12 protein-coding genes are annotated in these 13,465 nt (G+C 67.7%); 6 read left to right on the top strand and 6 right to left on the bottom strand.

All coding sequences use genetic code 11. The features are described 5' to 3' along the window. Positions 1-233: 233 nt before the first annotated feature. The gene (locus AVME950_RS18260; protein ID WP_284430899.1) at positions 234-2,138 is read left to right on the top strand and encodes a multicopper oxidase family protein; all 1,905 of its coding nucleotides are present in this window, start codon (positions 234-236) and stop codon (positions 2,136-2,138) included. 193 nt (positions 2,139-2,331) lie between these two features. On the opposite strand, the gene AVME950_RS18255 is transcribed toward AVME950_RS18260, so the two are convergent. Next, positions 2,332-2,553 (bottom strand): hypothetical protein, encoded by a 222-nt coding sequence (locus tag AVME950_RS18255; RefSeq protein WP_284430898.1) that lies wholly within the window; start codon positions 2,551-2,553, stop codon positions 2,332-2,334. Between AVME950_RS18255 and AVME950_RS18250 the strand changes: the two genes are divergently transcribed. After that, positions 2,541-3,299 carry a DJ-1/PfpI family protein gene (locus AVME950_RS18250; protein ID WP_284430897.1) on the top strand — a complete coding sequence of 253 codons (759 nt, stop codon included), beginning with the start codon at positions 2,541-2,543 and terminating at the stop codon, positions 3,297-3,299. The genes AVME950_RS18255 and AVME950_RS18250 overlap by 13 nt on opposite strands. Before the next feature lie 33 nt (positions 3,300-3,332). Here AVME950_RS18250 and AVME950_RS18245 read toward each other — a convergent pair whose 3' ends face one another. Together AVME950_RS18245 and AVME950_RS18240 are read right to left on the bottom strand one after the other, a co-directional pair. Continuing rightward, entirely contained in the window at positions 3,333-3,995 is a 663-nt protein-coding gene (locus AVME950_RS18245; RefSeq protein ID WP_284406886.1) for a TetR/AcrR family transcriptional regulator, read from the bottom strand. A 120-nt stretch (positions 3,996-4,115) separates the two neighbouring features. Then, positions 4,116-5,123 (bottom strand): LacI family DNA-binding transcriptional regulator, encoded by a 1,008-nt coding sequence (locus AVME950_RS18240; protein WP_284430896.1) that lies wholly within the window; start codon positions 5,121-5,123, stop codon positions 4,116-4,118. Between the two features lie 304 nt (positions 5,124-5,427). Here AVME950_RS18240 and AVME950_RS18235 point away from each other — a divergent pair, with 304 nt between their 5' ends. The 3 genes from AVME950_RS18235 to garD all read left to right on the top strand — a co-directional run bounded on the left by AVME950_RS18235 (position 5,428) and on the right by garD (position 9,276). Next, positions 5,428-6,387, top strand: a complete 960-nt coding sequence (locus tag AVME950_RS18235; protein ID WP_284430895.1) for a Bug family tripartite tricarboxylate transporter substrate binding protein — start codon at positions 5,428-5,430, stop codon at positions 6,385-6,387. Between the two features lie 60 nt (positions 6,388-6,447). Then, positions 6,448-7,602, top strand: coding sequence for an L-talarate/galactarate dehydratase (locus AVME950_RS18230; RefSeq protein WP_284430894.1), 1,155 nt, complete (start codon positions 6,448-6,450; stop codon positions 7,600-7,602). 78 nt (positions 7,603-7,680) lie between these two features. Continuing rightward, positions 7,681-9,276 carry a galactarate dehydratase gene (gene garD / locus AVME950_RS18225; protein ID WP_284430893.1) on the top strand — a complete coding sequence of 532 codons (1,596 nt, stop codon included), beginning with the start codon at positions 7,681-7,683 and terminating at the stop codon, positions 9,274-9,276. A gap of 42 nt (positions 9,277-9,318) precedes the next feature. Here garD and AVME950_RS18220 read toward each other — a convergent pair whose 3' ends face one another. Continuing rightward, the gene (locus AVME950_RS18220) at positions 9,319-9,741 is read right to left on the bottom strand and encodes an acyl-CoA thioesterase (protein WP_284430892.1); all 423 of its coding nucleotides are present in this window, start codon (positions 9,739-9,741) and stop codon (positions 9,319-9,321) included. A 339-nt stretch (positions 9,742-10,080) separates the two neighbouring features. Between AVME950_RS18220 and AVME950_RS18215 the strand changes: the two genes are divergently transcribed. Continuing rightward, entirely contained in the window at positions 10,081-10,986 is a 906-nt protein-coding gene (locus AVME950_RS18215) for a metal-dependent hydrolase (RefSeq protein WP_284430891.1), read from the top strand. An 83-nt stretch (positions 10,987-11,069) separates the two neighbouring features. Here the strand turns inward: AVME950_RS18215 and AVME950_RS18210 are convergent, their stop codons facing one another. Both AVME950_RS18210 and katB read right to left on the bottom strand, forming a co-directional pair. Continuing rightward, the gene (locus AVME950_RS18210; RefSeq protein ID WP_284430890.1) at positions 11,070-11,726 is read right to left on the bottom strand and encodes an ankyrin repeat domain-containing protein; all 657 of its coding nucleotides are present in this window, start codon (positions 11,724-11,726) and stop codon (positions 11,070-11,072) included. A gap of 113 nt (positions 11,727-11,839) precedes the next feature. Then, on the bottom strand, positions 11,840-13,366 hold the full coding sequence (katB, locus tag AVME950_RS18205) for a catalase KatB (RefSeq protein ID WP_284430889.1): 1,527 nt from the start codon (positions 13,364-13,366) through the stop codon (positions 11,840-11,842). Positions 13,367-13,465: the final 99 nt, after the last annotated feature.

Raw genomic sequence — 13,465 nt, 5'->3', positions numbered from 1 at the left:
GAAATGCGTTGACCCGCCCCAGGCGCCTCCGCCATACTGGGACAAAGCAATCACACGGCAAGAGCTGCAGCCAGCAGCCGCCTCGGCTTTGCAATACCCGCAAGAGGGGGAGGAAAACCATGGAACTCGCGTCTCGGAATGCGTGCGCGTCTGCGTCTGCAACCGCCTTTGCCGTTGCGTTGGCATGCACCGCCGCACTGCCCGCACAGGCCCAGTCAGACACCCCACGGCAGGTGTCCAACCCACCCCTGCTGGAGTTGCAGCGCAAGGCGCCTCGCAGGCTCCAGGTGGCAGCGGGCCCGGCCACGCGCGCCGTGTCCCACGAAGCCTCGCTGGACCTGAACGTCGTCTACACCGACGGCAAGCTCTGGAACCCGGCCGAGCAGCGCTTCGACAAGGTGCGCCTGCGCAGCTACCAGGGCACCCGCATCGATCCCAAGGCGCCTTTCGTCTCGCCCATGCTGGAGATCCGCCCCGGCGACACCATCCGCATCCGCCTGAACAACCAGTTGCCGCCCGACCCGAGCTGCACCACGTTCACCGGCGGGGTCAATACGCCGCACTGCTTCAACGGCACCAACCTGCACACCCACGGCCTGTGGGTGAACCCGGCAGGCAATGGCGACAACGTGCTGATCTCCATCAACCCGACGGTGAGCTTCGAGTACGAGTACAACATTCCCTCGGACCATCCCGCCGGCACCTTCTGGTACCACACGCACCGCCATGGCTCCACCGCGCTGCAGGTGGCCAGCGGCATGGCGGGTGCCCTCGTCATCCGCGGCGACCGGCCGCCCACCCCCACGCAGACGGGCGATGTGGACACCCTGCTGCGGCCCACTGCCCGCCAATCGTTCAAGGAACGGGTGCTGGTGCTGCAGCAGATCCAGTACGCCTGCCGCGACAAGAACAACCGCATCCAGTTCAACCCGGACGGAACCTACCGCTGCAACGAAGGCGACGTCGGTGGCATCGAGCACTACAAGGCCGTGGACAAGGAGGACAAGGACCAGTTCGGCCCCGGGTCCTGGCCGGCCTCCGGGCGCTACACCAGCATCAACGGCGACGTGCTGCCCACCTTCGAGGGCGCGAAGGCTGGGCAGATCGAACGCTGGCGCACCATCCATGGCGGCGTGCGCGACACCATCAACCTGGAGTTCCGCAAGCTGCGGCCGGGCGCACGCAACGCACAGGCGCTGCGCGCCAGCGAGCACGATGCCTACATCGAACAAAATTGCACGGGCGCCCCGCTGCCCCAGCACCTGATCGCAGCCGACGGGCTGACCACCGCTGCGGCGATCCCCAGCACGCAGACGGTGTACCAGCCGGCTTACCGCTGGGACACCTTGATGGTGTTTCCCGAGGCGGGCGACTACTGCGTGATCGACGCCGCCTCGCCCGCTTCGGCCAGCGTGAACCAGGCGCCCCCGTCGCGCCAGTTGCTGGGCACCGTGAGCAAGGTCGCCCCTGGCAATCCCGTTCCTCAGAACATTTCGGCGTACCTCGCAGCGGAACTGGCTGCCGCTGCCGCCATCAACCTGCCCTCGGACGTGCGGGCCCAGGTCAGCGCTGAATTGAAGGATGGACTGAAGCTCACCAGCTTCGTGCCCCACCCCACCGTGCAGGACAGCGAAGTCACGGGCACGCAGACCCTCGCATTCAACATCGACCTGAACGCCCAGCCGATCCAGTTCCAGGTGAACGGCAAGCCCTTCGATCCGAACCGCGTCGACCGCGTGCTGACCTTGGGCGGGGTGGATGAATGGACGCTGCAATCGGACTTCGTGAGCCACCCGTTCCACATCCATGTGAACCCGTTCCAGATCGTCAAGATCCTCGACCCGGACGGCAAGGACGTGTCCGGACCGGACGGCGACGACAAGGCGGACGGCACCGTCGACCCGCAATACCGCGCGCTCAAGGGCGTGTGGAAAGACACGCTCTGGGTGAAGAACATCGCAACCAAGGAAAAGCCCAATGGCAAGTACACGCTGATCGTGCGAACGCGCTACCAGCGCTACATCGGGGACTACGTGCTGCACTGCCACATCCTGGACCACGAAGACCAGGGAATGATGCAGATCGTGCGGGTGGCCTTGCCGGACGGCGCTGGCGGGGCCAGCAAGGGCCACCACTGACCTCAAGGCCCGACGCCCCCCCGACACCGGAGAACCTCCACATGATCAGCGAAAGAAACGCACTGAAAACCGCGGTCGCCGCCGGCCATCACCCCGTTCTCGGGCCTGATGCCCCGAGGGAACTGATCTTCAGGATGCACCGGCAACCTCGACCGCATCTGCCCGTCCGGGAACGCGCGTGGCCGACGGGAGATCACCGCGCTTCGCGGTGCACCCGCTGCGCGCCTTCACCGCGGCGCAGCCACAGCGCAGCCAGCGGTTTCTCGTCTCCCTGGCAGGTGATGCCCCCCTGCCCCCGGCGGGGCAGCCGGTCTGCCTGCTGATCGGTTGTCCCATCGACGGCATCCCCCACGAGTGCGGGCGAGCCGCCCTTGCCATTGAACTCTTTCCCACCAAATGACCATGCCTGCAGCATCCCATTCCACACCTGCCACGGCCTTTCCACGCACCCAACGCATCGGGATCCTGGTGTTTCCCCAGTTCGAGCCGCTCGACGTGTGGGGCTTCATCGAGGCGTTTTCCATCGCGCGCTTCATCGGCACCTCCTATGCCAACGCGCCGGCCCTGCCGTTCGAGATCGTGCTGATCTCCAACGAGTGCAGGCCGGCCGCGAACGGTGCCAGCCCTGCGCCGGTTCCCGCGCCGGTGGCCAGCTTCAACGGCCCCCGCGTGGCGCCGGATCTGTTCCGCGACGAGGCGCTGGAGCAGCCGCTGGACCTGCTCATGATTCCCGGCGGACAAGGGGTCGGCACCTTGCTGATGGACCCGGACACCGCAGCCGTCCAGGCCTTGCTGCAATGGGTGCAGGCCATGGACCAGCAGGTGGCCGTGGTCACTTCGGTCTGCACCGGCGCGGCCATCCTGGCGCAATCCGGCCTGCTGGATGGGCGGCCGGCCGCCACCAACCACCAGGCCTTCGGCTGGGTGGCGGGTTTCGGTCCCGCGGTGCTGTGGGACAACGTTTCGCGCTGGGTGGATGCGGGCAAGTACGTGACCTCGGCGGGCGTGTCCGCAGGGACCGACATGGCCTGGCACCTGGTCGCTCGCCTGGCTGGCCGTGCCGTGGCCGAAACGGCCGCCCTCGCCGCCGAGTACGACTGGCACCGCGATCCGGCGCAACCCATCTTCTACCCCCAGCAGGCTGCGGTGCCTTCTTCCTGAGTCCTCTGCCGACGTCAGCAGACGGGGGGAGCGCTAATCCCCCGCGTCGGCGCGCAGCATGCCCCACAGCATGCGCACCAGTTCGTCCTCGAACGCGGGCTGGCCCAGCAGGGGCGAGTCCTCCAGCGCGGCGCTGCGGATGGCGCCCATGATGGCGCGCGTGGCAACGAACATCATGGCCGGCGTGGGAGCGCGCACCGAGGTATCGCCCACCTCGATCAGGCGGGCCAGCGCCAGGGCATTGCGCTCCGCCCCTTCGCGCAACGCGGCCGTCACGCGGTCGTGGTGGTCGATGCGCCAGCCCAGCCGCACCATGCCGCGCCGAACCCGCGAATGGCCGCCGGTGCCGAAGGCCGCCACCAACAGCCGAACCACGTCGCGCAGCACGGCCCGCACCTCACGCCGCTGGGCCACGGCCTCATCCAGCAGCTCGCGCAATTGCTGCTGCACGCGGTTGCGCTCGCGCTCCACCATGGCCAGCACGATGGCCTCCTTCGAGGGGAAATACTGGTAGAGCGTGCCGATGGAAAAGCCCGCCACCTGCGCGACCTTGTTGGTGGTGACGCCCTCCTCGCCTTCCTTTTCCACGATCTGGGCGGTGGCGCCGAAGATGGCCTCGATGGTCTGGCGCGCCCGCGCCTGCGTGGGCTGGCGGCGCATGCCGGAGGAACTGTCGGGGGATGGAGATTTCTTCAAAGGCGGCTTTCGAGCGGTGGACGCGGCACGGCAGGGCCACGCCCTGGAAACTGAATGGTGCTCAGAAAAGGTGGCGGCGGCAAGGGTGCCAGCGTCACCTGGCCCCAACCATCCGCCCCTTCAGCCGGCGGATGCCGTCGATTGCCGCTCGATCAGGCGAAAGCCCAGATCGAAGATGGTTTGCGGGCCCGCGTTGCCCCGGCAGCGGTCGATGACCAGTTGCGCCGCCAGCCGGCCGATCTCCGGGCCATCGACATGCACAGTGGTGATCGAAGGCAGCATGTGCTCGCTGAAGTCGGCATTGCCAAAGCCGCAAATGGCGAGGTCCTGCGGCACCCGCAGCCCGCGGGCCGCGGCCTCGACGAGCACGCCATGCGCCAGCGTGTCCGAACTGCACGACACGGCCTGCAGCCGCGGCTCTTGCTCCAGCAGCTCCGCCAGGGCCCTTCGCCCCAGCGCCAGGCTGCTGGGTGCGGGCACCGTGGCGGTCGGCACGTCTCGCCCCAGGGTGGCGACGAAACCTTCGCGGCGCAGCATGGCTCGGTGATCGCCGCCCGTGGCGATTCCCACGCGCTGCCAGCCCCGGGACAGAAAGAACCCCGCCACCGCGCTGCCCACTTTCAGGTGCGAAAAGCCCACCACCATGTCCACGGGGCGGTCGCTCAGGTCCCAGGTTTCCACCACGGGAATGCCGGATCGGCGCAGCCGGTCGCGCGCGCGCTGCGATTGCACCAGCCCGGTCATCACCAGCCCGTCGGGCTGGCGGCCGATCATGGTGTTCAGCACGGCCTCTTCGCGCTCGGCGTCGTAGGCGGTCTGGCCCAGGATGAGCTGGTACCCCTCGGCAGCCAGCGTGGTCGTCAGGCTTTGCACGGTGGGCAGGAACTGCGACACCGACAGCGCCGGTACCACGGCCGCCACCATCAGGCTGCGGCGGGACTTGAGCCCCCCCGCCAGCAGGTTGGGAATGTAGCCCGTCGCCTCGACGGCCTGCTGTACCCGGGCCTTTGTCTTCTCGGACACCACCCCTGGATTGCTCAGCGCACGCGAGGCGGTGATCAACGACACGCCAGCGGCCTTGGCCACGTCGTGAAGCGTGGCCGCCTTGAAGTTGGAGGGGGCGTTCATGGGGTTTCGGAGCACACCGGTCGGGCGAAAGACGAGGACCATACCGCATTCCACGGCACCGCCCGTGGCCAGTGCACCGCTGTATTCCAGAGCACGTCCCGGACGCCAGCGGCGGTCACGGACAAGGGGAAAACCCCCAGCAGAAAAGCTTGTCGATTGGAAATGACAACGATATCATTTCCAATGCGCGCGCACAGCGCATCTGGAAAAATCATAAGAACATGTCGATCCTGTAATGTTTTTGGCGGTGCTTCACCTTCCGACCAAAAATGACAACGTTCGCATTTCCATTAGGAGACAAATCATGAAGCGATTCCTGGCAGCCATTTCCCTCGGCATTCTGGCTCTCGGCGCCCAGGCACAGTCCTGGCCCGAAAAACCCGTGACCCTGGTCGTGCCCTTCCCGCCCGGCGGCTCGACCGACCAGGTCGCACGCGCCGTGGGGCCCCGGTTGACGGAGAAGTTCAAGCAGTCCTTCCTGGTGGACAACAAGCCCGGCGCCACCGGAACGATCGGCGCCACGTTCGTGCAGCGGGCCGCGCCCGATGGCTACACCTTCCTTGTGACGTCCCTGGGGCCGCTGGTCATCGTGCCGCACCTGCTCAAGGGCGTGCAGTACGACGCGCTGCATGGTTTCGACCTGATCACCGTGGCGGTGCAGTCGCCCAACGTGCTGGTGGTGCCGGCCAACTCCCCGCACAAGACCGTGGCCGACGTCATCGCCTACGAGAAAGCCAACCCCGGCAAGATGAGCTTCGCTTCGGCCGGCAACGGGTCGAGCGACCACCTCACCGCCGAGCTGTTCTGGCAGCAGACGGGCACCAAGGGCGTGCACATTCCCTACAAGGGCGGCGCGCCGGCCCACACCGACCTGATCGGCGGTCAGGTGGATGCCTCGTTCCAGAACATCAACGCCGTGTCGCAATACATCAAGGCCGGCAAGATGCGCGCGCTGGCCATCACCAGCGCCAAGCGATCGCCGGTGCTGCCCGACGTGCCCACGCTGGCCGAAGCGGGCGTGCCCAATGTCGAGGTCGCTTCGTGGCAGGCCATCGTCGCACCCAAGGGGCTGCCACCCGCCGTGCGCGAAAAGGCCCATGCGGCGTTCGTCGAGGCGCTCAAGGACCCGAAGGTGCGCGAGCAGTTCACGTCGATCGGCTTCGACATGGTCACCAACACGCCCGAGCAGTTCGCCGCCTTCCAGCAGCAGGAGTTCGCCCGCTGGAAGAAGGTGATCGAGACCGGAAAGATTTCGATCGACTGACCCTCGCCCTGCCTGCCTGGCGCCTGCCCCCCGTTTTGCCCGAATGACCTGCACTGCACCATGACCGCTTCCTCGCCCCCCTCCTCTTTCAGCGACAGCATCGCCTGGGTCCGTATCTCATCGTGCTACCTGCCCCTGGCCAACCCCATCAGCGATGCCAAGGTGCTGACCGGACGGCAAAAGCCCATGACCGAGATCGCCATGCTGTTCGCCGAGATCGAGAGCAAGGACGGCCACCGGGGCCTGGGCTTCAGCTACTCCAAGCGGGCGGGCGGGCCGGGGCAGTTCGCGCACGCCCGGGAGGTCGCGCCGGCGCTGCTGGGCGAAGACCCGAGCGACATTTCCCGGCTGTGGACCAAGCTCTGCTGGGCCGGCGCGTCGGTGGGGCGCAGCGGCATGGCGGTGCAGGCCCTCGGCGCCTTCGACGTGGCGCTGTACGACCTCAAGGCGCGCCGCGCGGGCCTGTCGCTGTCCAAGCTGCTGGGCTCGCAGCGCGACTCGGTGCGCTGCTACAACACCTCGGGCGGCTTCCTGCACACGCCGCTGGACCAGCTGCTGCGCAACGCCAGCGCCTCGCGCGAGCGCGGCATCGGCGGCATCAAGCTGAAGGTGGGCCAGCCCGACCATGCGCTCGACATCCAGCGCGTGGAGGCGGTCCGCAAGCACCTGGGCGATGCCATGCCCATCATGGTCGATGCCAACCAGCAGTGGGACCGCCCCACCGCGCAGCGCATGTGCCGCGTCTTCGAGCCCTTCAACCTCGTGTGGATCGAAGAGCCGCTGGACGCCTATGACTTCGAAGGCCACGCCGCGCTCGCCGCCCAGTTCGACACGCCGATCGCCACTGGCGAGATGCTCACCAGCGCGGCCGAACACGGCGAGCTGATCCGCCACCGCGCGGCCGACTACCTCATGCCCGATGCACCCCGCGTGGGGGGCATCACCCCGTTCCTCAAGATCGCCGCGCAGGCCGAGCACGCGGGCTTGAGCCTGGGCCCGCACTTCGCGATGGAACTGCACGTGCACCTGGGCGCGGTCTATGCCACCGAGCCCTGGGTCGAGCACTTCGATTGGCTCGAGCCGCTGTTCAACGAGCGCCTGGAAATCCGCGACGGCCGCATGATGGTGCCCACGCGCCCGGGCCTCGGCCTGAGCCTGAGCGAGCAGGCCCGCGGCTGGACGCGCGAAACAGCGGAGTTCGGCACCCGCGCGTGAGCCCGGCGCCATCGACAATCGAGCGGCATGCCGCATGCAAAGCCCCCAGAACATCGCCCCACCCACGACGACCGCCCCATGACCGATTCCGCTTCACCCACCCGCCCGCCCCTGACCGTGCAGATGCACGCGGCCGACAACGTGGCCATCGTCGCCAACGACGGGGGCCTGCCCGCAGGCACGGTGCTGGCCTCGGGCCTGACGCTCGTCGACCGCGTGCCCCAGGCCCACAAGGTCGCCCTGGAAGACATCCCACAGGGCGCCGCCGTGCGCCGCTACAACGTGCCCATCGGCTACGCCATCCAGCCCATCCCCGCCGGCAGCTGGGTGCATGAGCGCCTGCTGCACATGCCCGAGGCCCTGTCGCTGGAGGGCCTGCCCCTGGCCACCGTGCGCCCCGAGCCCCTGCCCCCGCTCACCGGCTACACCTTCGAGGGCTACCGCAACGCCGACGGATCGGTGGGCACCCGCAACATCCTGGCTATCACCCAAACCGTGCAGTGCGTGGCCGGTGTCACCGAATTCGCCGTCGCGCGCATCAAGGCCGAACTGCTTCCCCGCTTTCCCAATGTGGACGACGTGGTGGCGCTGGAGCACACCTACGGCTGCGGCGTCGCCATCGACGCGCCGGACGCCGTCATTCCCATCCGCACCCTGCGCAACATCAGCCTGAACCCCAACTTCGGCGGCGAGGTGATGGTGGTCAGCCTGGGCTGCGAGAAGCTCCAGCCCGAGCGCCTGCTGCCCCCGGGCAGCATCCCGCTGGTGGACGAGCGCAGCGTGGCCGACGTGGGCACCAGCGCCGAACCCAAGCTGGACGTGGTCTGCCTGCAGGACGAAGCCCATGTGGGTTTCATGTCCATGATCGACTCCGTCATGCGGCAGGCGGAAAAGCACCTGGAGCGCCTGAACGCCCGCCGCCGCGAGACCGTGCCCGCCGCCGAGCTGGTGGTCGGCGTGCAGTGCGGGGGCAGCGACGCCTTCAGCGGCGTCACCGCCAATCCGGCCGTCGGCTTTTGCACCGACCTGCTGGTGCGCGCGGGCGCCACCGTCATGTTCTCGGAAGTGACCGAGGTGCGCGACGGCATCGACCAACTCACCTCGCGCGCCAGCACCCCGGAAGTGGCCCAGGCCATGATCCGCGAGATGGCCTGGTACGACGCCTACCTGGACAAAGGCCGGGTGGACCGCAGCGCCAACACGACGCCGGGCAACAAGAAAGGCGGCCTCTCCAACATCGTGGAAAAGGCCATGGGCTCCATCGTCAAATCGGGCAGCGCCCCGATCTCGGGCGTGGTCTCGCCCGGGGACAAGGCCACGCAGAAAGGCTTGCTGTATGCCGCAACACCGGCCAGCGACTTCATCTGCGGCACGCTGCAGCTTGCGGCCGGCATGAACCTGCACGTGTTCACCACGGGGCGGGGCACGCCCTACGGGCTGGCCGAGGTGCCGGTGATCAAGGTGGCCACGCGCAGCGATCTGGCCCGGCGCTGGCACGACCTGATGGACATCAACGCCGGGCGCATCGCGGACGGGCAGGCGACCATCGCGGACGTGGGCTGGGAGATGTTCCATCTGATGCTGGAGGTGGCCAGCGGGCGCAAGAAGACCTGGGCCGAGCAGTGGAAGCTGCACAACGCCCTCGTGCTGTTCAATCCCGCGCCCGTGACCTGAGCGGCCCGGCGGCGCCGGCTGCCGAACGCGATGACGGCGGCGTCACGCGCCGACCAGCGCGCGCACCCAGGCCGGCAGGTCCACGGCTTTCTTGCGCGGAAAGTCCACCCAGATGGTCGTGGCACCGCCCGCCGCGCACACCACGCCGGGCCGGTCCACGCGTTCCATCGTGCCCCAGGTCTCGAACGTGGTGCGCCCCGGGTCGCTCACATAAAGCTTGAGCAGCACCTCGGCCGGGTACTTGAGCTGCTGGTAGAAATTGCAGAAGGCATTCACGATCACTGGCCCCTGGCCCTGCGGGTCGGGATTGCAGCCCGCCGCGACCAGCCAGTCGATGCGGGCCGTCTCCAGATAGCGGAAGTACACGGTGTTGTTCACATGGCCCATGGCGTCCATGTCGCCCCAGCGCACGGGAAAGCGCATCGTGTGCACGAGCGTCTTGGCTTCGGGAATCTCGATCTTCATCGGCGGCCTCGGTTGGTGCCGGGCGTGCGGGGCGGAACGCGCTGCAGACGGCCCGGCGAAGACTGGCGTCCACCCGCACAGCGTATCGCACGGCAGTCCCTGCACAGCGACCTTTTCCCAAACATGAGCACGGCGGCCAAAGCGGGACGGTCGCTCGACCACCTCACGGCTGAAACGCAGCATCCACGCGGTCCCGGGGCCTGGCTGCAGGCGATCGGGCTGCCCCGGAAAACCTGAGCAGTAGGCGAGTAGCGCGTCCGGTCTAAAACTGAATAATCCTCAGAAAACGGAGCCCGGCGGCGTTGCCGGGCCACCGCCGTTTCTGGAAAGCCGCCTCCCATGTCCGAGATCCCCGCCTCCCCCGCCCCCGCGCCCGCAGCAGCAGCCGCCGCCGCAGCCACCCTCCCCGTGCGCAAGCTCGAAGTGGACCTGCAAAAAGGCTTCGCCCGCCACTGGCACGGCGGCGATGCCTTCCGCACGCAGTTCTTCAATGCGCTGTCGATGAGCTTTCCGGTAGGCGAGCAATTTTTCATCGATTCCGTGCGCGATGCCACGCCGTTGCTGGGCAATCCCCATGGGCCGCTGGCCACCCGCTTCCAGTCCCTGCTGCGCGGCTTCATCGGGCAGGAAGCCACGCACCGGCATCTGCACGGGCTCTACAACGCCGAGTTGGAGCGCCAGGGCCTGCAGAACCACTGGCAGCACTGGGCGCGCGGACGCATCGCCCGCCTGCACCTGCGCACCAAGAATCCGCTGCACGCCCTGGCGGTCACCTGCGCCTACGAGCATTTCACGGCCCTGCTGGCCGATGGCACGCTGCGCCATGGGCGCTGGCTCGATGGTGCCGACGCCACGCTGCAGACCGTGTGGCGCTGGCATGCGGCCGAGGAGACCGAGCACCGTGCCGTCGCCTTCGACCTCTACCGCGCGGCGGGCGGCAGCAACGCCTGGCGGGTGCGCTGGTACTTGTATGTGGTGCTGGTGTTCACCGTCGATGCGATGCGCCAGACGGTGCTCAACCTGCAGCGCGACGGCACGCTGTGGCGCCCCTCCACGGCCTGGAGTGCGCTGCGGTTCTTCTGGGGACGCGATGGCGTGGCCTGGCGCTCGCTGCCGGCGCTGGTGCGCTACCTGCGCAGCGACTTCCACCCCGATCAGGAGCACGCATCGCCCACGGCCGCGGCGCTGGCCCAGCAATGGCTGCAGGCGAACGCCGAGCGCTTTCGCGTGGTGGGGCGCAGCTGACCCTCTTTACTATTATTTTTATAGCAAAACGCCCTAGTTCCCATTGCGCTGGAGGGCGATTTGGCTTGAAGCCCCGTGAAGGCTCATCGCGCGGGTGAACCGGCAAATTCGCCGCGCTGCAGCTGCGACACATCGTTGCCCCGCGCGTCCCTGGCGCCGAGATCCGCGCCTTTGGCGGCCAGGGCCTGCAGCAGTTCGGTCCGCTGGAACAGGGCGGCGTACATGGCGGCGGTCTGGCCGGCGTTGTTGCGCTGATCGGGGGCGCAGTCGGCCTGCACCAGCCGCCGCGCGATCGCCACCTCGCCCTTGAAGATCGCGCCCATCAGGGCGGTGTTGCCGCGCAGGTCCTGCACGCAGGGGTCGGCGCCGGCCTTGAGCAACTGCTCCACCACCTCGCGGTGCCCGTGGTAGGCCGCCAGGATGAGCGCGGTATAGCCTTTTTCATCGCGGACATTGAGGTCGTAGCGGGCGGCGATGAACTCGCCCAGCATGTCGCGCCGGCCCTCGCGGGCCGCATCGAAGAAATAGCGGCGCAACTGCCGCTGGACCTGGGCCGGATCGGTCGGGGCTGCCGGCTCGGCCCCCGCCGCGGCTGCGGGTGGCGACGCAGATGCCGCCGCTGCCGTGCCTGGGACCGCACTGGGGGCCGCGCTGGGGGCCGCACCCGCTGCGCCAGCCGCCATCGCGCCCATGCACAGCACTGCCAGCACCCAGGGGCGCGATCGATGGGAAAGGGACATGCCGATCTCCTTGAAATGGGGGGACGGTCGTGGGAGGGGCACCGCCAGCGGCGCCCCTCGATGCAGCACGCGGGCGCCAGAACGGCCCCCACGCGTGCATCGCATGCCCCGCGTCAGTCCTGCAGCGTCGAGGCCAGTTGCTTCACGCGGGCCAGGTCGCCCTTGGCCACGCGGGCCACGCCCGTGCCGTACTCGGGATCGGCCTTGTACAGGAACGACAGGATGATGTGCTTGCTCTCGGCATCGGCGCCGGCCAGCGATTCGCCGAAGCTCTGGATCAGGTCCTCGCGGTCCTTCTTGCCGTAGCTGCGGTACAGATCACCGGCCTGCTTGAAGTTCTGCTCCTTGCCGATCTTGGCCTGCTGCGTGGTGCCGGACAGCGGCAACTGGCTGTAGCGCGCCGCCGAGACCTGCGGGCGGGGCTCCAGGCGGCTGGGCTCGTAGTTCACGCCGCTGGTCGTCTGCCCGAAGTTCAGCGTGCCGTCCTGGTTGCCGTTGTTCACGCCGACGCGGGGGCGGTTCACCGGCAGGCTCAGGCCGTTGGTGCCCACCCGGTACAGCTGCGTATCGGCGTATGAGAACACGCGGCCTTGCAGCAGGCGGTCTTCCGAGGGCTCGATGCCGGGAACCACGTTGGCGGGCGCCATGGCGACCTGTTCGGTTTCCTGGAAGAAGTTGTCCACGTTCTTGTTCAGCACCATCTGGCCGATCTTGCGTTCAGGCACATCGGGCCAGATCTTGGTGGCATCCAGCGCGTTGAACTCGAACTTGTTCAGGTCCTCGGGCTTGAGCACCTGCACGTACAGGTCCCACTTGGGGAAATCGCCTTGCTTGATCGCGTTGACCAGGTCGTTGGTCATGTGGCTGTAGTCCTTGGCCTGGACGGCGGCGACCTGCTTGGGGTCGAGGTTCTTCAGCCCCTGCAGGCTCTTCCAGTGGAACTTCACGTAGTGCACCTGGCCCTGGCTGTTGACCAGCTTGTAGGCATGCACTCCGTTGCCGTCCATGAACCGGTAGCCGGCGGGCGTGCCCTCGTTCGAATAGAGCAGCGTGAGCGTGCGCGTGGCCTCCGGCACGTGCGAGAAGAAGTCGAAGCGGCGGGAATCGTCGTCCAGGTTGGTGCGGGGGTCCGGCTTGAACGCATGCACCATGTCGGGAAACTTGATGGCGTCGCGGATGAAGAAGGTGGGGAAGTTGTTGCCCACCAGATCCCAGTTGCCCTGGCTCGTGTAGAACTTGGTCGCGAAGCCGCGGGGGTCGCGCAGCGTCTCGGGGGAATGGTTGCCGTGCACCACGGAAGAGAACCGCACGAACACCGGGGTGCGTTCGCCGGCGCTGAACACCTTGGCCTGGGTCAGCGAAGAGAGGTCTTCCGTCGCCACGAACTCGCCGCGCACGCCGGTGCCGCGGGCATGCACGACGCGCTCGGGGATGCGCTCGCGATCGAAGCGCTGCAGCTTCTGGATCAGCTGCACGTCCTGCAGCAAGGTGGGGCCGTTCGGGCCGGCGGTCTGCGAATTCTGGTTGTCGCCCACCAGGGCGCCGTTGTCGCGCGTGAGGGCGGATTGGGCGAACGCCGCAGGCGCTACCAGCACGCCTTGCAGCACCAGCGCTGCGGTGAAGATTTTTCTGGTTGTCATGGAAACTCCGCTCCAGTCGTTAAGGGAAGCGAATGATCCACGTGGCGGAATGTCGCTCACAAGGGGGGTTTGGCTATGGCCGCGATGAATATTGCCGAT

Origin of the sequence: Acidovorax sp. SUPP950 (genome assembly GCF_030158935.1) — a bacterium.
Classification (GTDB): domain Bacteria; phylum Pseudomonadota; class Gammaproteobacteria; order Burkholderiales; family Burkholderiaceae_C; genus Paracidovorax.
Note: the sequence above shows the minus strand (reverse complement) of the source record. Positions and strands in the feature narration are given on the sequence as shown.